The organism is Neorhizobium sp. P1_A6, from assembly GCF_056406795.1.
Genome location: NZ_JBFTZM010000013.1, coordinates 48,330 through 70,516 on the forward strand (window position 1 = coordinate 48,330; position 22,187 = coordinate 70,516).

General features: G+C 59.8%; 20 protein-coding genes and 1 pseudogene. 9 read left to right on the forward strand and 12 right to left on the reverse strand.

Annotation, left to right across the window (positions count from 1 at the left end; all coding sequences use genetic code 11):
- Positions 1 to 31 precede the first annotated feature (31 nt).
- Positions 32 to 706 (forward strand): carbonic anhydrase, encoded by a 675-nt coding sequence (locus tag AC1D3C_RS23180; protein WP_038591515.1) that lies wholly within the window; start codon positions 32 to 34, stop codon positions 704 to 706.
- 37 nt (positions 707 to 743) lie between these two features.
- Here AC1D3C_RS23180 and AC1D3C_RS23185 read toward each other — a convergent pair whose 3' ends face one another.
- Together AC1D3C_RS23185 and AC1D3C_RS23190 are read right to left on the reverse strand one after the other, a co-directional pair.
- Positions 744 to 1,556, reverse strand: a complete 813-nt coding sequence (locus AC1D3C_RS23185; RefSeq protein WP_477484510.1) for a lytic murein transglycosylase — start codon at positions 1,554 to 1,556, stop codon at positions 744 to 746.
- Between the two features lie 203 nt (positions 1,557 to 1,759).
- The gene (locus AC1D3C_RS23190) at positions 1,760 to 2,794 is read right to left on the reverse strand and encodes an aspartate-semialdehyde dehydrogenase (RefSeq protein ID WP_038549857.1); all 1,035 of its coding nucleotides are present in this window, start codon (positions 2,792 to 2,794) and stop codon (positions 1,760 to 1,762) included.
- Positions 2,795 to 3,296: 502 nt separating this feature from the next.
- Between AC1D3C_RS23190 and AC1D3C_RS23195 the strand changes: the two genes are divergently transcribed.
- Positions 3,297 to 5,180, forward strand: coding sequence for an MFS transporter (locus AC1D3C_RS23195; protein WP_477484511.1), 1,884 nt, complete (start codon positions 3,297 to 3,299; stop codon positions 5,178 to 5,180).
- Positions 5,181 to 5,274: 94 nt separating this feature from the next.
- Here the strand turns inward: AC1D3C_RS23195 and lpxE are convergent, their stop codons facing one another.
- From lpxE to AC1D3C_RS23220, 5 genes are all read right to left on the reverse strand, one after another.
- A complete protein-coding gene (gene lpxE / locus AC1D3C_RS23200) occupies positions 5,275 to 6,090 on the reverse strand; it encodes a lipid A 1-phosphatase LpxE (protein ID WP_477484512.1) in 816 nt (271 codons plus the stop codon).
- A 135-nt stretch (positions 6,091 to 6,225) separates the two neighbouring features.
- Entirely contained in the window at positions 6,226 to 7,335 is a 1,110-nt protein-coding gene (gene leuB, locus AC1D3C_RS23205) for a 3-isopropylmalate dehydrogenase (protein WP_477484513.1), read from the reverse strand.
- Positions 7,336 to 7,444: 109 nt separating this feature from the next.
- Complete coding sequence (locus AC1D3C_RS23210) at positions 7,445 to 7,834, reverse strand: RidA family protein (protein WP_038547274.1); 390 nt, start codon at positions 7,832 to 7,834, stop codon at positions 7,445 to 7,447.
- 16 nt (positions 7,835 to 7,850) lie between these two features.
- Positions 7,851 to 8,456 (reverse strand): 3-isopropylmalate dehydratase small subunit, encoded by a 606-nt coding sequence (gene leuD, locus AC1D3C_RS23215; protein WP_038547271.1) that lies wholly within the window; start codon positions 8,454 to 8,456, stop codon positions 7,851 to 7,853.
- A gap of 138 nt (positions 8,457 to 8,594) precedes the next feature.
- Entirely contained in the window at positions 8,595 to 8,822 is a 228-nt protein-coding gene (locus AC1D3C_RS23220; RefSeq protein WP_038591495.1) for a hypothetical protein, read from the reverse strand.
- Between the two features lie 107 nt (positions 8,823 to 8,929).
- Between AC1D3C_RS23220 and AC1D3C_RS23225 the strand changes: the two genes are divergently transcribed.
- Together AC1D3C_RS23225 and AC1D3C_RS23230 are read left to right on the forward strand one after the other, a co-directional pair.
- Positions 8,930 to 9,832, forward strand: a complete 903-nt coding sequence (locus AC1D3C_RS23225) for an HpcH/HpaI aldolase/citrate lyase family protein (RefSeq protein WP_477484514.1) — start codon at positions 8,930 to 8,932, stop codon at positions 9,830 to 9,832.
- The gene (locus AC1D3C_RS23230; RefSeq protein ID WP_007764402.1) at positions 9,829 to 10,035 is read left to right on the forward strand and encodes a DUF1737 domain-containing protein; all 207 of its coding nucleotides are present in this window, start codon (positions 9,829 to 9,831) and stop codon (positions 10,033 to 10,035) included. The genes AC1D3C_RS23225 and AC1D3C_RS23230 overlap by 4 nt, the downstream gene beginning before the upstream one ends.
- 17 nt (positions 10,036 to 10,052) lie before the next feature.
- On the opposite strand, the gene AC1D3C_RS23235 is transcribed toward AC1D3C_RS23230, so the two are convergent.
- Positions 10,053 to 10,490 (reverse strand): metallopeptidase family protein, encoded by a 438-nt coding sequence (locus tag AC1D3C_RS23235; protein ID WP_038547261.1) that lies wholly within the window; start codon positions 10,488 to 10,490, stop codon positions 10,053 to 10,055.
- A 172-nt stretch (positions 10,491 to 10,662) separates the two neighbouring features.
- Between AC1D3C_RS23235 and AC1D3C_RS23240 the strand changes: the two genes are divergently transcribed.
- The 5 genes and pseudogenes from AC1D3C_RS23240 to bfr all read left to right on the forward strand — a co-directional run bounded on the left by AC1D3C_RS23240 (position 10,663) and on the right by bfr (position 17,415).
- Positions 10,663 to 11,601 carry an ImuA family protein gene (locus AC1D3C_RS23240; RefSeq protein ID WP_477484515.1) on the forward strand — a complete coding sequence of 313 codons (939 nt, stop codon included), beginning with the start codon at positions 10,663 to 10,665 and terminating at the stop codon, positions 11,599 to 11,601.
- Between the two features lie 43 nt (positions 11,602 to 11,644).
- Positions 11,645 to 13,066: a Y-family DNA polymerase gene (locus AC1D3C_RS23245; protein ID WP_477484585.1), complete on the forward strand. Its 1,422-nt coding sequence runs from the start codon at positions 11,645 to 11,647 to the stop codon at positions 13,064 to 13,066.
- Positions 13,063 to 16,503 carry an error-prone DNA polymerase gene (locus AC1D3C_RS23250; RefSeq protein WP_477484516.1) on the forward strand — a complete coding sequence of 1,147 codons (3,441 nt, stop codon included), beginning with the start codon at positions 13,063 to 13,065 and terminating at the stop codon, positions 16,501 to 16,503. Before AC1D3C_RS23245 ends, AC1D3C_RS23250 begins: the two co-directional genes overlap by 4 nt.
- A gap of 57 nt (positions 16,504 to 16,560) precedes the next feature.
- Positions 16,561 to 16,964 (forward strand): annotated as a pseudogene (locus AC1D3C_RS23255) ((2Fe-2S)-binding protein).
- Positions 16,930 to 17,415 (forward strand): bacterioferritin, encoded by a 486-nt coding sequence (gene bfr, locus AC1D3C_RS23260; protein ID WP_038547247.1) that lies wholly within the window; start codon positions 16,930 to 16,932, stop codon positions 17,413 to 17,415. The pseudogene AC1D3C_RS23255 and the gene bfr overlap by 35 nt, the downstream one beginning before the upstream one ends.
- Before the next feature lie 117 nt (positions 17,416 to 17,532).
- Here the strand turns inward: bfr and AC1D3C_RS23265 are convergent, their stop codons facing one another.
- From AC1D3C_RS23265 to AC1D3C_RS23280, 4 genes are all read right to left on the reverse strand, one after another.
- Entirely contained in the window at positions 17,533 to 18,078 is a 546-nt protein-coding gene (locus AC1D3C_RS23265; protein WP_477484517.1) for an RNA pyrophosphohydrolase, read from the reverse strand.
- 16 nt (positions 18,079 to 18,094) lie between these two features.
- Positions 18,095 to 19,291 (reverse strand): divergent polysaccharide deacetylase family protein, encoded by a 1,197-nt coding sequence (locus tag AC1D3C_RS23270; RefSeq protein ID WP_477484518.1) that lies wholly within the window; start codon positions 19,289 to 19,291, stop codon positions 18,095 to 18,097.
- A gap of 89 nt (positions 19,292 to 19,380) precedes the next feature.
- Positions 19,381 to 20,715, reverse strand: a complete 1,335-nt coding sequence (locus AC1D3C_RS23275) for a S41 family peptidase (protein ID WP_038547237.1) — start codon at positions 20,713 to 20,715, stop codon at positions 19,381 to 19,383.
- Complete coding sequence (locus tag AC1D3C_RS23280; RefSeq protein WP_477484519.1) at positions 20,705 to 22,120, reverse strand: murein hydrolase activator EnvC family protein; 1,416 nt, start codon at positions 22,118 to 22,120, stop codon at positions 20,705 to 20,707. The genes AC1D3C_RS23275 and AC1D3C_RS23280 overlap by 11 nt, the downstream gene beginning before the upstream one ends.
- Positions 22,121 to 22,187 lie beyond the last annotated feature (67 nt).

Below are 22,187 nucleotides of genomic sequence, written 5' to 3' on the forward strand. Positions count from 1 at the left end.
CTTCGCTCGGCGGCGCTATAATCGTTGTTCCATGACGGATTTTCCAGCCAAACTTCTGGCGGGCTACCGCAACTTCATGAGCGGGCGCTATAGCGATGAACGCGAGCGCTACCGCGTGTTGGCGGAGACCGGGCAGAACCCCCACACCCTTCTCATCGCTTGTTGCGATTCCCGTGCCGCACCGGAAACCATTTTCGACTGCGGTCCGGGCGAACTCTTCGTCGTCCGCAACGTCGCCAACATGGTCCCGCCTTTTGAACCGGATGGCCAGTTCCATGCCACTTCGGCGGCGTTGGAATATGCGGTCGAGGTTTTGGAGATCGACAATATCGTGGTGATGGGTCACGGCCGTTGCGGCGGTATCCGAGCGGCACTGGATCCGAGCATGTCGCCGCTTTCTCCCGGCGATTTCATCGGCCGCTGGATGGCGCTGGTCAAACCGGCCGCCGAACAGATCCAGAGCAACGAGTTCATGACCCAGGCCGAGCGGCAGACAGCGCTGGAACGGGTGTCGATCCGCAATTCGATCGCCAACCTGGAGACGTTCCCGTTCGTCAAAAAACGTGGAGAGAAAGGCGAACTCAGCGTTCACGGCGCCTGGTTCGATATCTCGAGCGGCGAATTGTGGATTATGGACAGCAAGGGCGACTTCGTCCGTCCGGACCTTACCGAACTGCCCGTCCAGGCCGAACAAGCGTCGGCCTGAATTTTTCAGGTGAAGCGAAACTTCACTGCCGGCGGGCTTATTGGCCGTCGATCTGTGCGCCCATATAGGCGATCGCCTGCTGATAGACGGTTGCGGCGTTCCAGCCCTGGATAGCAACGAAGTTCGGCTGGCCCGGCTGGTAACCGGCACCGGCTCTCCAGCCATGTCCTTTTAGGAAGTTGGCGGTCGAGGCAAGCGCATCGGCACGCGAACGGACCATGTCGATATGGCCGTCGCCGTCGCCGTCGGCTCCGTAGCGGACAACGTTCAGCGGCAGGAACTGGGTCTGGCCGATTTCGCCGTGGGCAGCGCCACGGGCGGTGACGCTCAGATCACCTCGGCCGACCAGCTCAAGCGCAGCATAAAGCTGTTCGGTGAAATAGGCGGAGCGGCGGCAATCGTAAGCGAGCGTCGCGACAGCGGAAAGCGTATGCTGATCACCCATGAAGCTGCCGAAGCCGGTTTCCATGCCCCAGATAGCGATGATCGGGCCGGCCGGCACGCCGAAGCGGCGCTCGATCTGCGCAAACAGCGAGGCATTGCCGGACTTCATGCCTTTGCCGCGGGAGATGATGGCAGCCCCGCCGCGCTTCTTCATGAAGTCGTCGAATGAGAGTTTGAAGCTTTTCTGACCGCGATCGGCGCTGATGGTCGGGCGATTGTAGGAGACGCCCGAAAAGGCCTTTTCGACGACCGAAGGATTGACGCCGTTCGACGGCGCAACCCGTTTGAACTCCTCGACCCAGCGGGCGAAGCCGGATGAATCGTTGCCGCATTGGAGCGCGGCAAGCGCCGGACTAGCGGTCATGAAACCGGTTGCGATCAATCCTGCCAGCAAAATCTTCTTCATGCGGTCAAACCCGTCCCCGAGAACCGGATCGCTCGGCCAGAAGCGTCCGGATAATGTGCATTGTTTCGGCCTTATGGCGGCGGTTGCAAACAATCGCAACTCATCCGTTCATGAATAGTTCGTGATATGGGTGATTCGACAGAAAAACCCCGCCATTTCTGACGGGGTTTCTATCGGAACATGCTTAATAAATTTATTATCTATCAGGCAGCAACCTTGCGCGGCTTGATCAGGCCGCGATTGACAAGCAACTCGGCGATCTGGATGGCGTTGAGCGCCGCGCCCTTGCGCAGGTTGTCGGAAACGACCCAGATGTTGAGACCGTTTTCCACCGTCGCATCCTCACGGATGCGGGAAATGTAGGTGGCGTCCTCGCCGGCGCATTCATAGGGCGTGATGTAACCGCCGTTCTCGTGCTTATCGATGACGAGGCAGCCCGGAGCTTCGCGGAGAATGTCACGGGCCTGATCGGCGGTGATCTCGTTTTCGAATTCGATATTGACCGCTTCCGAATGACCGATAAAAACTGGAACGCGCACGGCAGTGCAGGTCACTCTGATCTTCGGATCGAGGATCTTCTTGGTTTCGGCCAAGACCTTCCACTCTTCCTTCGTATAGCCGTCTTCCATGAAGCTATCGATATGCGGGATGACGTTGAAGGCGATGCGCTTGGTGAACTTCTTGGATTCGACCGGATCGGCCACGAAGACGGCGCGGGTCTGCGTGAAGAGCTCGTCCATGCCTTCCTTGCCGGCGCCGGAAACCGACTGGTAGGTCGAGACGACGACACGCTTGATCTTGGCAAAGTCGTGCAGCGGCTTCAGGGCAACGACGAGCTGCGCGGTCGAGCAATTCGGATTGGCGATGATGTTGCGCTTGGTGAAACCGGAGATCGCATCGGGGTTTACTTCCGGAACGATCAGCGGAACGTCCTGATCGTAACGCCAGGCGGAAGAGTTATCGATGACGACGCAGCCCTGGGCGCCGATCTTCGGCGACCACTTCTTGGAAACCTCGCCTCCTGCCGACATCAGRCAGATATCGGTGTCGGAAAAGTCGTAGTTTTCCAGGTTGGAAACCTTCAGCGTCCGGTCGCCGAACGAAACTTCGGTTCCCTGGCTACGGGCGGATGCCAGCGCCACGACTTCGTCGACCGGGAAGCCGCGCTCGGAAAGGATCGTCAGCATTTCCCTGCCGACATTGCCGGTTGCACCGGCGACTGCGATCTTGAAACCCATTTTTTGCTCTCTTTCTGTCTCTCCTCGTTTCCGGTGAGGGGGAAGCCGCGGTTGAAGTCGCGGAATTCCTTGTCCCCGGCCATCCGGGGAGAGAGCGGCGGCCAGAGACGTCAGACGGTTTTCGTCGTCGTTTTGGCCTTGGTTTTGAAGAAAGCGGAAAAACACGCCCGCTGCGCAGCTTGGATAGCCGGCAGTGCGGAGGCAGCGATGTCGAATTCGCAGGCGCGCATGTGGGTGTCTTCCCGTTCGCGAAGGTGTTTAGAAGATTTTTGCAATGAGTCAAGCGATGCTAACCCGATTGCTGCGCTGCATTGACCTCATGCCGCGCTGCGGCATCCGTGGTGCACGGTGCCCGCGATATTAGACGAAAGTCATAATCCCAAAGCATCCCTCTTCTTGAGCCTTGAATTCTGTCAATCTGCGACAATGCGTCGCCGTGGCCAAGCCCAGGAGGAACGGGCCCGGAGTCGGCACGCGAGTTTTATCTTGAGGGAGGACGATAATGGCAAATGTCGCAACGGGGGTCGGCGCGAAGGCCGGACCGATGACGCGGGAGGAGAAGAAAGTCATCTTCGCTTCTTCGCTCGGCACCGTATTCGAATGGTACGATTTCTATCTCTATGGTTCACTCGCCACCTATATCGGCGCGACCTTTTTCACCCAGTATCCGGAAGCAACGCGTAACATCTTCACGCTGCTCGCGTTCGCTGCGGGCTTTCTGGTCCGCCCCTTCGGCGCGCTGGTATTTGGCCGCCTGGGCGACCTCGTCGGCCGGAAATACACCTTCCTTGTGACCATTCTGATCATGGGCATGTCGACCTTCCTGGTCGGTATCCTGCCGGGTGCCGCCACGATCGGCATCGCAGCCCCGATCATCCTGATCGCCCTGCGCCTCCTGCAAGGCCTTGCGCTTGGTGGCGAATATGGCGGTGCCGCGACCTATGTGGCCGAACATGCGCCCCATGGGCGACGTGGCTATTTCACCTCGTGGATACAGACGACCGCGACACTCGGCCTCTTCCTGTCGCTGATCGTCATCGTCTTCGTCCAGTGGCTCATGGGTGCCACCGCGTTTGCGGCATGGGGCTGGCGCATTCCGTTCCTCGTTTCCGTCATCCTGCTCGGGGTTTCCGTCTGGATCCGCCTGAAGATGAACGAGTCACCGGCATTCCAGAAGATGAAGGCCGAAGGCAAGGGCTCCAAGGCTCCGCTGACGGAAGCCTTCGGCACCTGGCGCAACGCCAAGATCGCCATCATCGCGCTTCTCGGCGCGACCATGGGCCAGGCCGTCGTCTGGTATGGCGGCCAGTTCTATGCACTGTTCTTCCTGCAGAACGTGCTGAAGGTGGATCTCCTGTCGGCCAATATCATGGTCGCGATCGCGCTCTTCCTCGGCACACCGTTCTTCGTCATCTTCGGCGGGCTTTCCGACAAGATCGGCCGCAAGCCGATCATCATGGCCGGCCTGCTGATTGCGGCGGTCACCTACTTCCCGCTTTTCAAGGCGATGACCTCGATGGCGAACCCGGCACTTGCCGAAGCCCAGGCGACGATCAAGGCGACTGTCACGGCCGATCCGGCGGATTGTAAATTCCAGTTCAACCCGACCGGCACATCGAAGTTCACCAGCTCCTGCGATATCGCCACGTCGTTCTTGACCCGTAACTCGGTGCCTTACGAAGTTGTCGTCGGTCCCACCGGCCAGCCGGCTACGGTGAAGATCGCCGGCAAGAGCGTCACCAGCTTTGACTCGGTTGCTGCCGGTGCCGATGCCGCAGCCAAACAGCGCGCCTTCGAAAAGGGCGTCAATGTTGCGCTTCACGATGCCGGTTACCCGCTAAGCCGCGGTGCGATCAAGGTGGCGGATTCCAAGCTCGACGCCTTCATCGCCGCCAATCCGGAACTTGCTCTCAATGCCGCCTCCGTTCGCGGCGGCGAAAAGGCGAGCGTTCCTGCGGCCGACCTCGTCAGCCAAAAGCTGCTGACCGCGGACGAAGCGAAGGGCGTCACCGACATGCCGGTCTATTCGATCGCCAAGGGCGGTGCGTTCACGATGGTGGCCGATCCGGCCCGGGTGAACTGGATCGGCACGATCGCCGTCCTCTTCGTTCTGGTCATCTATGTGACGATGGTCTACGGCCCGATCGCGGCCCTGCTGGTCGAACTCTTTCCGACCCGCATCCGGTATACCGGCATGTCGCTGCCTTACCACATTGGTAACGGCTGGTTCGGCGGCCTTCTGCCGGCAACGGCTTTTGCGATGAGCGCGGCCGCGGGCGATATCTACTATGGCCTCTGGTATCCGATTGTTTTCGCAGTCATCACTCTGGTGATCGGGCTGCTCTTCCTGCCGGAAACCAAGGATCGCGATATCCACGCGGAATAAGGGTTTCGTTCCCTGTCCGGGTTTGCGTCAGCAACCCCGCTAAAATGAAAAAGCCCGGCGCAGGCAACTGCGCCGGGCTTTTTTCATGAAGGGGTCATTGCTGTTTTACGTCCGTCTCCCGCTTCGGCGGTATGCCGCGCGGCGGGAAGGGGGTGTTTTTCCAGTCGGGACGTATCAGCAGGGGTATCGCCCGGCGCAGAACCGGCCAGCCGTCCGGCTCCTGCCGGAAAAGCAGCCCGTAACGGGAAAAGACGATTGCCATGATCACCGAGAACCAGGCGCCGAAGGAGAGGCCTGCAATCACGTCGCTCGGATAATGGGCTCCGACGATGACGCGCGAAAAACCGAGCCAGAAGCTGATGATCAGAAAGAACAGGCGGTAGCGCGGAGCAAGCAGCGCCAGTGCCATCAGGAACGCGCCCACCGTGGTTGCGTGGCCGGAAGGGAAGCTTTCGAACCGAGAGCCGGAAAAAGGGCTGAAGCCGTGGAAACCCCATTGCTCGTAAAGTCCTGGCCGGGCGCGTCCGATGATACGCTTCACCAGGTTGGCGAGAAGGCCGGAACCGGCAACGGCCACAAAGATATAAGCCGCGACATGGCTGACCAGCATCGCCTGGAAGCGGGCTTTCAGGCCGGGTGCGAGCCGGATAACGGCGAGCGCTTCGAAAAACAGGAGCGCTGTCGCAAAAAGGATCCAGCCGGACGTGCCGAAATCGGTGATCGCCTTGCCGACCGGCAGCAGCACGTTGGGCGTATGGGCGGCATAGGAGCCGACGGGGGCATCGAGCAGGAAAAAGGCGATCAGGATCAGGTTGATCGTGACCAGCGCATAAGGCAGCCATCGCGGCGACGGCGGCCCGGATGGATGGCGATACCGCCGATGTTTCAGTTTTTCGATTGTCCGTTTCATCGGCCTCTGTCCGTGGCGCGGGATCGATCCCGCGCCGCTTTTTCCCATAGATTCCGCGATATGGGTAGCAGGATGCCGAACGCCAAATATGAAGGTACCTTTCCGCCTTGGGCGGAAAGGCACCGATCGGTGTTATCAGGCGGAAAGGCTTACGAATTCCTTGAGGATCGCATCGCCCATTTCGGCGGTGCCGACCTTGCGGGCGCCTTCGGCCATGATGTCGCCGGTGCGGATACCCTGATCCAGCACGTTGGCGATGGCCTTTTCGAGGTTGTCGGCTTCCGTGACCATGTTGAAGGAGTAACGAAGGCACATGGCGAACGAAGCGATCATCGCAATCGGGTTGGCAACGCCGGTGCCGGCGATATCAGGCGCCGAACCGTGGACCGGCTCATAAAGCGCCTTGCGCTTGCCGGTCTTGGCATCGGGTGCGCCGAGCGATGCGGACGGCAGCATGCCGAGCGAGCCGGTGAGCATCGCCGCGACGTCGGAGAGCATGTCGCCGAACAGGTTGTCGGTGACGATCACGTCGAACTGTTTTGGAGCACGGACCAGTTGCATGCCGCCGGCATCGGCCAGCATGTGTTCCAGCTTGACGTCTGAATATTTCGCCTTGTGCGTCTCGGTGACCACCTGGTTCCAGAGCACGCCCGACTTCATGACGTTGCGCTTTTCCATCGAGCAGACGGCATTCTTACGGGTGCGGGCAAGCTCGAAGGCGACGCCGGCAATGCGCTCGATTTCATACGTATCGTAGACCTGCGTATCGATGCCGCGCTTCTGGCCGTTGCCGAGGTCGACGATTTCCTTCGGTTCGCCGAAATAGACGCCGCCGGTCAATTCGCGGACGATCAGGATATCGAGGCCTTCGACCAGTTCCGGCTTCAGGGAGGAAGCGGAACTAAGCGCCGGATAGCAGATGGCTGGACGCAGGTTGGCAAACAGTTCCATGTCCTTGCGCAGGCGAAGCAGGCCGGCTTCCGGACGGACTTCATAAGGAACCTGATCCCATTTCGGGCCGCCGACGGCGCCGAAGAGCACGGCATCTGCGTTCATGGCCTTGCTCATGTCCTCTTCGGAAATCGCGGCGCCATGGGCATCGTAAGCGCAGCCGCCGACCAGCCCTTCGTCGAGGACGAAATCGGCCTTCATGGCGCTGTTCATATGGGCGATGATCTTGCGGACTTCGCCCATGGCCTCGGGGCCGATGCCGTCGCCGGGAAGGAGGAAGAGGTTCTTTGCCATATCGTTTGGTATCCTTGCGGGTTTTGCAGGCTCGCGTCCTCCCGCGCGGAATTTCCGCGCCTGGCAAAACCTCGTCCGAACCTGCTAGAGCGACGAGGTTGGAAAGGTTTTAAGGGCTGCCGGCGCCGATGCGGGCAGTCACTTCGATCTCGATCTTCATTTCGGGCATGGTGAGCCCGCAGACGACCATCGTGGCCGCTGGCCGGATCTCGGAGAAGGTCTCGCCAAGTACCTGAACGATGGCGTCGTAATCGGCCATATCGGTGAGGTAATAGCGCACCCGGACGACGTCCTGAAGGCTGCTGCCGGCCTCTTTCAATGCCTTCTCGATCGTGCCGAGCGTATTGCGGGCCTGGGCGGCGGCGTCTTCGGGCATTTCCATCCGACCATAGTCGTAGCCGGTGGTGCCGGAGACATAGACCATGTCGCGGTCGACGACGGCGCGCGAATAGCCGATCCGCGCTTCGAAGGGCGATCCGGAGGAAATCCGCTTGACCATCAGGATGCTCCGGAAATCAGAGCCAGGGGCGAGCGGCTCGGTTGTTGTTTTCGAACGTGCTGATCGCCGCATCGCTCTTCAGCGTCGAGGCAATGTCGTCGAGGCCTTCGAGCATGATATGGCGGCGGCCGGGATCGATGTCGAAACGGATGGAGCCGCCATCCGGGCCGGTGATTTCCTGGGCTTCCAGGTCGATCGAAAGGATGGCGTTCGAGCCGCGCTCGGCATCGTCCATCAGCTTTTCAAGATCTTCCGGGGAAACGACGATCGGCAGGATGCCGTTCTTGAAACAGTTATTGTAGAAAATGTCGGCGAAGCTCGTCGAGATGACGCAGCGGATGCCGAAATCGAGAAGCGCCCACGGCGCGTGTTCGCGCGAGGAACCGCAGCCGAAATTGTCGCCGGCGACCAGGATCTTGGCGTTCTGATAGGCGGGCTTGTTCAGTACGAAATCCGGGTTGATCGAGCCGTCGTCATTGTAACGGGCTTCCGCGAACAGGCCCTTGCCGAGGCCGGTGCGCTTGATCGTCTTGAGATAATCCTTCGGAATGATCATGTCCGTGTCGATATTGACGACCGGCAGCGGCGCTGCAACGCCGGTGAGCTTGGTGAACTTTTCCATGATCTGCCTCCACGTGGACTTATCTGCGGAAGCTGCCATAAAGCATATTGACGCGGATTTGAAGGGCTGTTTGGCGTGAACCGGTACGCCCACGCGCCGGAAACCGGCGCATTCGTCTCTATTACCGCTTCGGCGCGATCAGAGGTCGATGATCGTGCCGCGGCCGTCGTTCCAGACGCGCATCTCGCGCTTGCTCGCCTTGGCCCGTACCGGAACCGGCTTCAGCCGCGCCGAAAGCGCACGCCCGATGGACAGAACTGCGAGAATGCCGGCAAAGGCGACGGTCAGCGAAGCCGTCAGAAGTGCTGCCATGGCGAGCACGGCAATGGCCGATATGATGACGAAGAATACGCGAATGTTTTGCATGGTATATACCTTTCTCATCAAGGAATGTGGAGCCTTCCGCCCTGTCTTGCAAGGGGCTTTGGGCATGCAGTATTGCCGCAGACCAAAAAGATTGGCACAAAGCGCGGATGATCGCCTTGACTGATATCAAATCCGCCTCCTTTCGTATTCGCCGCTCGATCCTGAGCGTGCCGGCCGGCAATGCGAGGGCATTGGAAAAGGTGCATGGCCTCGATTGCGATGCGGCGATCTTCGATCTGGAAGATTCCGTCGCGCCGGAAAAGAAGGCGGAGGCCCGCGACAACCTGCGCCGGTTGTTTAAGGAAAATCCGCTCCGGGGCAGGGAAACGGTCATCCGCATCAACCCGCTCGAAACCGAATTCGGCAAGGCGGATATGGACCTGGTGACCGAGGTCTCTCCCGACGTGGTGCTGATCTCGAAGGTCGAGCACATGTCGCAGGTCCAGGCGGTGGCGGATATCCTGTCCGAGGCCGGGGCTCCGGACGATCTTGCCATCTGGGCAATGATCGAAACGCCGAAGGGCGTCCTGAATGCGCCGGCAATTGCCCCTGTCGACGAGCGGCTCCAGTGTTTCGTGGTCGGCCTCAACGACCTGCGCAAGGAGACGGGCGTGCTGCCGCAGCCCGGTCGGGCCTATCTGGTGCCCTGGCTGATGCAGATCGTGCTTGCCGGCCGCGCCCATGGGATCGATGTGATCGACAGCGTCTTCAACGAGTTCAAGGATGCAGAAGCCTTTGAGGCGGAATGCGCCCAGGGACGCGCCATGGGCTTTTCCGGCAAGATGCTGATCCATCCGGCCCAGATCGAACCTGCCAACCGGCATTTCGGGCCGGATCTTCAGGCCGTGAAAGAGGCGGAAGCGGTGATTGCCGCCTTTGCGGAACCGGACGCGCAACATCTCAACGTCATCAACCTCAACGGCAAGATGGTCGAGCGGCTGCACCTGGTGGAGGCTGAAAAGCTTGCCGCCAAGGCACGCATCATCGCCGAACGAAAGAAAACGCCATGAAACTTTATCGCTTCCTCAGTGGTCCCGACGATTCTTCCTTCTGCCACAAGGTGACGGCGGCGCTGAACAAGGGCTGGGAACTTTCCGGTTCGCCGACCTATGCCTTCAACGCCACGACCGGCGAGATGCAGTGCGGCCAGGCGGTGACCAAAACCGTTCATGGCAAGGAATACGATCCCGAGATGAAGCTCGGAGAGCAATAAGCTCCAGTCAGAGGGGATCAGCGCTGAGCAGCTTCGTCGGCGCTGGCCTCGATACGCTCCATGTCGTCGTCGCTGAGGCCGAAATGGTGGCCGATCTCGTGGATCAGCACATGGGTGATGATATCGCCCAGGGTTTCCTCGTTTTCCGCCCAGTAATCCAGGATCGGCCGGCGATAAAGCCGGATGCGGTTCGGCAATTCACCGGTTTCCATGTTGAACCGCTCGGAAATGCCGCGGCCTTCGAAAAGGCCGAGCAGGTCGAAAGGCGTCTCGAGTGCCATATCCTCGAAAACGTCGTCGTCCGGAAAATCCTCGATCTCGATCGTCAGGTTGACGGTGAGAGCCCGGAATTCCTCCGGTAAATGACCATAGGCCTCGATTGCCAGCGACTCGAACGTGCTGATCGTCGGTGCGTGGCGATCCTGCCAATCGTCGGTCTGGTCGATGCGGGCCATAGGCTCTCCTTCTGATCAGGCCCATATAGTACCTCCCGCGATATTTTTCGAGTGAAGAATCATTGGCCTAGGATCCGAGGAAAAGATTCCCAGGATTTGGCTGTTGACTCTTTCGGCCAGCTCTGGAATCCATAAGAACATAAAGAGAACATGTACAGATGGAGCTGACGCCATGGCCGAGCACGCCACGGCGCAGGAGACGCTTTTTGCCCTGCGCGAACAGATCGCCAGATTGGAAGGGAAATCTCTCCCGGCACTTGCCGCGGCGGAACAGGCGGACTCGGCCGCCGATCCGGAAGGCCGGAAAGCCAAGGATAATCAACCGCGTCTGCCATTCGGCATCCCGCCGATGGATACGGCGTTGGAAGGTGGCCTGCCGCTCGACGGCATCACGGAAATCCGCTCGCTGCTGATGGGAGATGCCGGAGCAGCAAGCGGCTTTGCTCTCTCGCTGGCCTCTCACCTGAAAGCGAGACAACCAGGCGACGCGCCGGTTCTGTGGATCGGCGATGTCGTGTCCACGCAGGAGGCCGGAATTCCCTATTCCGTCGGCCTCAAACAGTTCGGATTGAGCCTGCGGGATGTTCTTTACGCCTCGCCGCGCAAGCTGGACGATGCCCTGTGGCTTGCGGAGACTGCGGTGGCCAGCGGGGCTGTTGTCGCCATCATTCTCGAAATCCGGGGCAACCCCAGGCATTTCGGTCTCACCGAAAGCCGCAGATTGGGTCTGAGGGCAAAGGCGGCGGGACGGCCGCTCTTTCTGTTGCGGCATGCGGGAGAGGAGGAGGCAAGCAGCGCCTCGTTCCGCTTCCTTGTCGAACCGGCGCCGGCGGCTCGCCGGCATCTTCCGGAGGGATCCGAGCTTGGCGGCAGCATCGGTCATCCCGTTTTCAGGCTGACCCTGGAGAAGAGCCGTATCCCGGCTCCGCTATCCCTACTTCTGGAGTGGAATCCCCATGACCGTCAATTTTCCCTCGGCCGAGAGGCAGGAGAGGCTTTCTCTTTCCGCAACCCGCCAGCGCATCCTGGCGCTCGTCTTCCCGCATCTGCCGACCGACAGGATCGCGCGCCGGCTCTGGGGGCTGTCGTGGCGTTCGAAAGGGCGTCCTGAACATCATCCGCCGATTCTCTGTGCCGGCCGGCGCGAAAACGCCATGCGGCTCACAGCGCTCGACGAGGTTTCCGAACGTCTCGGGCTGAAGCGTGGGCAGGGGTTGGCGGAAGCGCGCGCCATGTTCCCGAAGATCGACGTGGTGGACGAGGATGGCGCGGCGGACCAGGGCCTTCTTGAGGCGATCGCCGATTGGTGCGATCGTTACACCCCGCTGGTGGCGCTGGACGGCCGCGAAGGTCTGTTTCTCGACATAACCGGCTGCACCCACCTCTTCGGTGGCGAGGAGGCTCTGCTCAAGGACATCCTTGGCCGACTTTTGCAGATGGGATTCGATGTCAAAGGGGCGATCTCCTCGTCGCCAGGCCTGTCCTGGGCCGCCTGTCGCTTCGGCCGCGGCGGCGTGATTGCCGACCAGGTGACGGAGGCGGTACTGGCGCCGCTGCCGGTCAACGCTTTGCGTATCGATGAGGCCACCATCGCAGCGCTCTACAAGCTCGGACTGAAAAGGATCGGCGACCTTCTGCCGATGCCGCGTGCGCCGTTGGCTCGCCGTTTTGGCATTCATCTATTGCTTCGGCTGGATCAGGCGCTCGGGCACAATGAGGAAGCCATCTCGCCTCGCCGTCCCGTGGCTGCCCTTTCCGCCGAGCGACGGCTCGCCGAACCGATCCAGGCGGAAGAACATATTCTGCAGCTGGCCGGCCAGATTGCCATTTCGTTGAAATCGGAACTGGAAGCCCGTGGTGTCGGGGGGCGTGTTTTCGAACTGGTGCTTTTCCGGGTCGATGGCCGGGTGTTTCGCATCGCCGCCGGTGCCTCGCAGCCGTTGCAGGATCCGAAACGGATCTCTTCGCTGTTTTCCGAGCGCCTGAACGCCGTGCACGATGACCTCGATGCAGGCTTCGGTTTCGAGCTCCTGCGCCTCAACGTGTTGCAATACGATGTCTTCAGGATTTCCCAGGGTGATTTCACCGGCAATGGCGATAGCGAAATCTCGCTTGCCGATTTTGTCGATCGGGTTTCGGCCCGGCTCGGGGCCGACTGTCTGCAGATCGCCGAACCGAAGCAGAGCCACGTGCCGGAGCGCGCGGAAGTGTTCGTGYCGGCGATTGCCTCGCGGATCGTCCGGGAAAAGACCGAGGAGATTTTTACCTTCGCGCCGAAAAGCGACCGCCCCTTGCGGCTCTTCCGTCATCCGGAACTGATGGAGGCTTTTGCGGCAACGGTGCCGGATGGCCCTCCGCAGCGTTTCCGCTGGCGCCGCATCGTCCATGAAGTCATCCGTGCGGAGGGGCCGGAGCGGATTTCGCCCGAATGGTGGAATGACGAGGAGGATGTCGAGGAGCGCGACTATTTCAGGCTTGAAAGTGAAGCTGGCCGCCGCTTATGGATTTTCCGCGCCGGTCATTACGTTGCCGGCAAAACTGCGCCGACCTGGCGCGTGCATGGGATTTTCGCATGACGGACGCTCCCGTTTTTTTCGAGATCGGTGCAAAGACCAATTTCTCTTTCCTGGAAGGGGCTGCCAAACCGGAGGAGATGATCTTGGCGGCAAGCGTGCTCGGCCTATCCGGCCTTGGTATAGCCGACAGGAATTCCGTTGCCGGCGTGGTGAGAGCGCATAGCCAAGTCAGAAACATGAAGGAAACCTACGAGCTTCAGCAGAAGCAGGGCAGAAAGAAAGACGAGGAAGCAGCCATCCTCCCTTGTGCGTTTTATCCGGGAGCGAGGCTCGTCTTTTCCGACAACACGCCGGATATTCTCGCCTATCCACAGAACCGGAAGGGCTGGGCCAATCTCTGCCGTCTGCTGAGCCGTGGAAATCTCAGGACCAACAAAGGGTCCTGCATTCTGGAAGAATGGGATCTTCTGGAATGGTGCGACGAGATGATGCTGGCGGTCGTGCCGGATTTTTCCCGCGTGGAAGAGATGGCCTATCAATATCACCTGGGAGCCTGTCTCGGTAAATACAGAGAGCGGTTCAAAAAGAACATCTATCTGGTTCTGTCGCCGACCTATGATGGACGAGATGTCTTTGTTTTCAACTTGCTTGCCCGGATTGCCGCGCGCAACCGGGTGCCCTTGGTCGCGACCAACCTGCCTCTTTTCCATCTCCCTTATCGGCGATCCCTGTCGGATGTGGTCACGGCAATCCGCGAACATGTGACGATCCAGGAAGCCGGATTCCGGCTCGCGCCGAATGGAGAAAGGCATATCAAGCAACCTGCCGAAATGGCGCGGCTCTTCCGCGCCTATCCCGACGCGATCAACAATACGGGAAAGTTCTTCAGCCGGCTGAAGTTTTCGCTCGATGAACTTAGCCATAATTATCCGGATGAGAGCGTTCCGGGTGAAACCGTATCGGAAACCTTGGAGCGTCTTACCTGGGAGGGCGCCAGGTGGCGTTATCCGGATAAGATCCCTGAGAAGGTTTCCAAGCAGATCAGGTATGAGCTCAATCTCATCAAGGAGATGCAATACGAGCCTTATTTCCTGACGGTTCGCCACATCGTCTGGCATGCCCGCTATGAGTTGAAGATCCTCTGCCAGGGGCGTGGCTCAGCGGCCAATTCCAGCGTCTGTTATTGTCTCGGTATTACCGAAGTCGATCCGACATCCACGACACTGCTCTTTGAACGCTTCATTTCGACCGAACGAAACGAACCGCCGGATATCGATGTCGATTTTGAACATGCGCGGCGCGAGGAGGTGATCCAGTACATTTATCAGCATTATGGCTTTCGCCATGCCGGCCTGACGGCGGCGGTTACGAGTTATCGGACCCGAATGGCCGGCCGTGAGGTTGCCAAGGCTTTTGGGCTCTCCGAGGATGTACAGGCGGCACTTTCGAGCACGGTGTGGGGTTGGTCGGATGAAGGCACGTCGGAAAGAGACGCAAAAGCCGCGGGTCTCGACACTGCCGACTTTGTGACAAAACAGGTTCTTTCGCATGCGCAGGAACTTATGGGTTTCCCGCGCCATCTCACCCAGCATGTTGGCGGTTTCCTGATCACGCGCGACCGGCTTGACGAAATCGTGCCGATCATGAAAACGGCCATGCCGGGCCGTTACATGATCGAATGGGACAAGGATGATCTCGACACCCTGAAGCTCCTGAAGATAGACGTGCTGGCGCTCGGCATGCTGACCTGCCTCAAAAAAGCGTTCGATCTGATGCAGCAGCATTATCAGGTCAATGAGACATTGGCCGGATTGCAGCAGCGGCCCGAGAAGGCTGTTTACGACATGATCTGCCGTGCGGACACGATCGGGGTTTTCCAGATCGAGAGCCGGGCGCAGATGAGCATGTTGCCGAGGCTGAGACCCGAAAAGTTTTATGACCTTGTTGTCGAAGTGGCGATTGTCAGACCCGGTCCCATCCAAGGAAACATGGTCCATCCGTATCTAAAACGGCGCGAAGCCCAACGGAACAAACAGCCGATCGAATATCCCAGTCCTGAATTGGAAAAGGTTCTTGAACGCACGCTAGGCGTACCTCTCTTTCAAGAGCAGGCAATGCAGATTGCAATAACTGCAGCCGGTTTTTCTCCTGAAAAAGCGGACAAGCTACGTCGATCGATGGCAACGTTCAAGCGATCGGGAAGAGTGGAGGAATTTAAGAACGATTTTGTTGCAGGTATGCTAAAAAACGAGCGTTATTCCAAGGAGTTTGCAGAAAGCTGCTTCAGCCAGATACAGGGCTTTGCCGAATACGGCTTTCCAGAAAGTCATGCGGCGTCATTCGCTTTGCTTGTCTACGTATCCTCCTGGATCAAGGCCTATTATCCGGATGTCTTCTGCACGGCGATGCTGAATTCGCAGCCGATGGGGTTTTATGCGCCGGCGCAGCTCATTCGCGATGTGCGGGAGCATGGCGTTAAGATCCTTCCGGTCGATATCAACAAATCGGAATGGGACTGTACCTTGGAAAAAACCGCCTTCGACAAAACCGCGATCGATAAGCGTCACGAATCCATGCGGGATGTCATCAGGACGAGATATGCTGTGCGACTGGGTTTCCGCCAGGTCAAAGGTTTGGCAGAAGAGGACATGATCAAGAAATTGATCGCCAATCGCGGGCAGGGATATGAGTCCGTCCACGATCTAAGGATCCGGTCTGGTCTCGACAAATCGGCTATCGAGCGGCTGGCTGATGCTGATGCCTTTGGAGATATTGCGTTATCGCGCCGACAAGCACTTTGGGCAGTTCGTGGTCTCGATGCAAAAAAGACGACCGAGAGCCGATCTCTATTTGACGTTGGGGACAATGCGGATCTTCGGCCCGAGGCGAAAGCGACGCTGCCGGAAATGCTGCCCGGCGAACAGGTGATCGAGGATTACCGCTATCTCTCGCTTTCGCTGAAGGCGCATCCGGTCTCGTTTCTGCGCGAGGAATTCAAGGCGATGGGGATTACCTGCAGCGTCGATCTTTTGACGGTGCCGAACGGGCAGAGGGTGACGATCGGCGGGATCGTTCTCGTCCGGCAGCGGCCGGGCTCGGCCAAGGGCGTTATCTTCATGACGCTGGAAGACGAGACCGGTGTTGCCAATGCGATTGTCTGGTCGAAGATTTTCGAACGTTATCGGCCGGTCGTGATGGGCGCGCGGCTGGTCAAGATCCGGGGGAGACTGCAAAGCCAGAGCGGCGTCATCCATACCGTGGTCGAACATATCGAGGACATTACCCCGATGCTGGGTCTGCTGCAGAAAGAGGCGAGGCGGTTCGGCGTGTCGGCCCGCTCGGACGAGGCGCTGCAATCGAGCGGAGACCACCGGCAGAAGAGGCGTTCGAATGGTATGGAGGAGGCACACAGGGGAAGTGCAAAAGAGGCGGTGCCTGGCGGTTCCTACGAAGCCGGACCAGGGAGCGTCATGCCGAAGGGCCGCAATTTCCACTAATTACCGATGCCATGATACAAAGGAAGAAGTCGTGGGTATGGCAGCCTCCCTTAAGAAGTGACTCATATATGTCGATTCTTTCTTGACATCGCCTGTCCGCTTTCGCAAAAAGAAGATGTTACAGGTCATGTTTGGCAGGTCGACCGAGAATGCTGGTTTGCAGTTGCAATTACATCACCGACAGGGAAATCAAGGACGTCATCACGCAACTCCTTGATGAGGACTGTTGGCAGCTCATCGTACCGTCAAAGGTCTATCATGCCATGGCGAAACGCGGCCGCTGCTGCGGCTGCTTCCCAAGCGTTGTCGACCTGATCATCCGCACGACCGAAGAATATCACGCCCACCACCACTCGACGGAAGACGAAGTGGTCGTATATATGTCCCGCCTGAGACAGTTCCATGAAGAAAACAGGAGAGCGGACATTGAAAGGCGACTCAAAGGTCATCGAGCGGCTTAACGAGGCATTGTTTCTCGAGCTAGGCGCCGTCAACCAGTACTGGCTGCATTATCGCCTGCTGGAGGATTGGGGATTCAAGAAGCTCGCGAAAAAAGAGCGAGCGGAATCGATCGAGGAAATGCACCATGCCGATCGTCTCATCGATCGCATCATCTTTCTCGAAGGCCACCCCAACCTTCAGACGCTTGCCCCGCTGCGCATCGGCCAGAACGTCAAGGAAGTCCTTGAGGCCGATCTTGCCGGTGAATATGATGCCCGCACAGCCTACAAAGCCTCTCGCGATATCTGTCACGCGGCCGGCGATTACGTGTCGATGAAGCTCTTCGAGGAGCTTCTGATGGATGAGGAGGGCCATATCGACTTCCTCGAAACCCAACTCGACCTGCTGGCGAAGATCGGCGAGGAACGCTACGGCCTCCTTAATGCTGAATCCGCCGATTCAGCCGAATAATTGCCAGTATCCGAACGCAGAAGACCCGGCGAAGCATCCGCTTCGCCGGGTCTTTTCATTTCGGTCGATGGGAACGTTGGCTATGGCAGCCATGAAAGGAGCGCCGGCCCTGGCCGGTCAGAGCCGTTCGGCTGCCGCTTCGGCCAGATGGGTAAACTCCGCGACGACCTGGTCGTAGACCGCGCGCTTGAAGGGCACGATCAGGCTGGGCAGGTCCGCCATCGGCTTCCATTCCCAGGCATCGAATTCCGGCGCGTGTCCGCCCGGCGGCGGGTTGATGGCGATCTCGCTCTCGTCGCCATCGAAGCGGAAGGCAAACCAGCGCTGGGTCTGGCCGCGGTATTTTCCCTTCAGCCCGATGCCGATCAGATGCGCAGGCAGATCGTAATTGATCCAATCCTGCGCCTCGGCAAGCAAGGTGACGGAGCGCATCCCCGTTTCTTCGTAAAGCTCGCGATAGGCGGCGGGAAGCGGGTCCTCGCCCTTGTCTATGCCGCCCTGCGGCATCTGCCAGAGCTGCGGGGAGCCATCATACTCGCTATTGCCTTCGCTGATGCGCCGGCCGGCCCAGACAAGGCCGGCGCGGTTCAGAACCATGATGCCGACGCAGGGGCGATAGGGAAGTTCCTCGGCGACGACCGAGCGTTTGTCTTTCTTGCTCATGGATAACTCCGATCGATCACGGTTCGACGCTTTCGCTTGCAAGTGACGAGACGCCGACAATCTCGATCCCACGCTGCGAGACTTCCTCGCTCCATTGCCTTATCGCATCGATGCTTTCGTCGAAAGCCGAGGCGATGCCGATTGCCGTTCCCTTGCGGCCGGCTATGCGCTCCAGTTCATCGAGTTTCTTGAGGATCGCATCCTTCTGCAATTGTCCATCAAGGGTCAGATCGCCGAAGGCATGGGGCAGTTCGATCGCCTTGGCAACGACCGCAGTCTTCGACTGCGCCGATGTCCCGTCGTCGAGGAAAAGCAGCCCGCGTTTTGAAATATCGCGCAGCACCGGTTCCAGCGCGCCGGCATCCGAGAGATAGCGGCCGCCGAGATAGTTCATGACGCCGGTATAGTTGGTGATCTCACCCATGGCCTGATGGAGGCGGCCGAGATTATCCTTGGGGGACATCTTGGTCAGCAAAGTGCCGGGGCCTGGATCGTTTGTCGGATAATCGAACGGTTCAAACGGCACCTGGATCAGGATTTCGTGACCGGCACGGCGGGCATCCTGCATCCAGCGCTGCAGGCTGTTGCCGCTGACGGCAAAGGCGAGCGTCACCGTGGGCGGCAGGTCGCGGATCGCCCGCTGGGTGCCTGTCTGGCTAAGGCCAAGACCGCCGACGACGATTGCGATGCGGGTGCCGCGCGCGCCGGACCAGGGGCGCGCGTACTGGTCCATCGGACGCTGCCCGCCGGGACCGACAATCGGCAGCCGGCCATGGGGAGAATTCTCCAGAAGCGCATCATTGGGTTGGGCAGCCATGCGGGGATCCTGGCCGATCCGCTGGGTGCCGATCATCACCGGCCCGCTGCCATCGCGTGAGCGGGGCGTATATTTGGTCACGACCGACCCATCATCGGTGAGCGTCCGCTCGATATTAGCGCCGGAATTGGGATCCGATCGAGGCATGCCGGCAGATTGCTGCGCCGCGTTCTGGTCGGGTTTCGAAGGAGGCTGGGTCTGTTCGGGCTTGGAGGCGGGTGGAACGTTGGAAGCAACCTGCTTCAGGGCATCATCGCCGCGCATGGCGTAGAGCGAAAGTCCCAGGATGCCGGCAACCGCGAAAGCGGCAAAAACGATTGCGAAGGAAAACTTTCGGCTCCGTCGTCGAGCGGCCGGCCGGTTCTGTCCGAGCGGTGCATGGAGATCGGTGCCCAAGGTCTAGTCCGCGCTTTTCCTGCAGATACGAAGAACCGGCCAGCGCGGCGTCTTTTCGACGCGTCACGCTGGCCGGCCCGATGATGTCTTTACTTCTTGATCGTGGCGGCGGCGGCCTTATCCGGGCTCGGCGGGAAGGACGGATCCTTCTTCACGCCGCGGAAGAGGTCGAGCGCATAGTTGAGCTGGATATCGTCCTTGGCTTCCGGCGGCACATAGGCTGCGGAACCGGAACCTTCGTCGGTCTCGGCAGAACCCTGGATGTGGCCGCGTAGGCTGGATTCGCCTTCAGCCCTGATTTTACCCTGCAGTTCCGGTGGCAGCGGCTGATCGACCTTGATATCCGGCTGGATGCCGGTGCCCTGGATCGACTTGCCCGACGGCGTGTAATAGAGCGCGGTCGTCAGACGCAGCGCGCCGGCATCGCCGAGCGGGATGATTGTCTGAACCGAACCCTTGCCGAAGGATCGCGTGCCGAGAACCGTCGCACGACGCAGATCCTGGAGCGCGCCGGCGACGATCTCCGAAGCGGAAGCCGAACCGCCGTTGACGAGCACGATGACCGGCTTGCCATCGGTCAGGTCGCCCGGGCCGGCATTGAAGCGGCGGGTTTCTTCGGCATTGCGGCCGCGGGTGGAAACCACTTCGCCCCGTTCCAGGAAGGCGTCCGAAACATTGATCGCCTGATCGAGCAGACCGCCCGGGTTGAGGCGCAGGTCGAGCACGTAACCCTTCAGCTTGTCGGCCGGGACATCCGCCTTGATCTTCTTGATCGCCTTTTCGAGGTCGTCATAGGTCTTCTCGGTGAAGGAGATGACGCGGACATAACCGACATCGCCGCCTTCGACACGGGACTTCACGGCGCGGACCGCGATGATGTCGCGTACCACGGTGATGTCGAGCGGCTTATCGGCGCCTTGGCGGATGATCGTCAGCTTGATGGGGGTGTTGATGCCGCCGCGCATCTTTTCGACGGCGTCTTCGAGCTTCAGACCGCGCACCGGTGCGCCGTCGATCTCGGAGATGAGGTCGCCTGCCAGAATGCCGGCCTTGGAGGCGGGCGTGTCGTCGATCGGCGCGATGACCTTGACGAGCTCGTTTTCCATCGTGACTTCGATGCCGAGGCCGCCGAACTCGCCACGCGTCTGCGTGCGCATGTCTTCGGCATCCTTGGCATTCATGAAGCTTGAATGGGGATCGAGCGAGGTCAGCATGCCGTTGATGGCGTTCTCGACCAGCTTTTCTTCATCCGGYGGCGTCACGTACTGGGCGCGGACCCGCTCGAAGACGTCGCCGAAGATCGACAATTCCCTGTAGGTCGAAGGGCCGGCGGCCTGCGCCGGCACACCGGCCGAATAAATCACGCTCATCGCGGTCGCACCCAAGAGTGCACCGACGATGACAAGAGAAGCCCTACGAATCATTTCGTGCCCTTCCAGTTTCTTTCGAGGTCCACCACGGTTTGGAATCGACCGGTGTGCCATCTTTTCGGAATTCAATGTAAAGCGTTGGACGATCTGTTTCCAGCGCCAATGCAGTTGCGCTTGCCACTCTTTTCTCACCCATCACGGCGATGGGTTCGCCTGCGAAAACGAACTTGCCCTGCCGCGCATTCACTACATCCATGCCGGTCAGAACCAGATGGTATCCGTCTCCGGCATTGAGGATGATCATTTGGCCGTAACTCCGGAAGGCTCCGGCGAAGACCACCAGGCCGTCAGCCGGCGCCGTCACCACTGCCCCCGCATTCGAAGCGACAGTTATGCCTCTTGCCGTGTGCCCCGTCCCATCGGCGTCGCCGAACCACCGCAATACATCTCCGGCAACCGGAAGCTCCAGCTTCTGCTTGAGGCTTGAAAACGCGTATGCGGGCGCAATGCGGTTTTTGTCGGGCACGCCGCTTTGGGCCAGCTGCTTTGCCTTTTCGCGCTCGGCGTCAGACATCATGCGCTGGCGCTCTTCCTCGGCGCGCGTCCGGTCGATTGCCTCGCGCACCGAGGCGATGTCGCCTTCGAACGTCTGAATGAGGTTTTCAAGCGTGGTAGCGCGGCCGGCAAGCTCCTCGGAGCGGCGGCGCTCGGCGTCGAGATCGGCCGCGTTGCGCTTGTTCAACTTTTCGTTTTCGGCAAGCAGAAGATCCATGCGCCGGTCCTCTTCGAGGCTCGCGGCGATGGTGCTGGAAACGGTCGTCTTCTCGGTCATAGCCGAAGCCTGTAGGGAGGCCAGCGACTGAAGGTCGGCAACGAGCTTGTCCGCCTCGTGGCGCATGCCGGGAACGACGGCGCCGAGCAGGATCGCGCTTCGAACCGAGGCGAGTGCATCGTCGGGCGTCACCAGAAGTGCCGGAGGAGGGTTGCGGCCCATGCGTTGCAGGGCTGCGAGCACCTCGGCCAGCACCGCGCGGCGACCACGCAGGGAGGTGCGGATACCGTCCTCCTTGAGCTTCAGTTCGGTGATCTTCTTTTCGCTGCCGAGGATCTTGGTTTCCAGACCTCTGCGGCGTGCCGCCGAATCGATCAGCGCCTGGCGGACATCGGCGGTGTTCTTCCTGATATCGGCGATGTTTTTTTCAATGGCGGCAGCCCGGTCGCCCGAAATCTTCATGCTCTTGGTCAGAACTTCAAGCTCGCCGCGGGTTTCGTTGCGTCGGCGCTGCAAATCGGCCGTCGGATCGACTGCTGCCGGAGGGCCGCCCTGGGGCGCCATTGGCGATGTTGCGCTCTGGGCGCGAGCGGTATTGGAGATCTGGAAGGGCGGGACCGGCGCGAAACCGAGGGCCGCCGCCAGAAGCAGCGCGCGCCGGTACGATGTGATCCTGATTGTCCGCATTCCCGCTCCGCTCATCGTCGGATCGAGAAAGCCTAAGCTGATTTGCCCGACGAGGCCACAAACAACA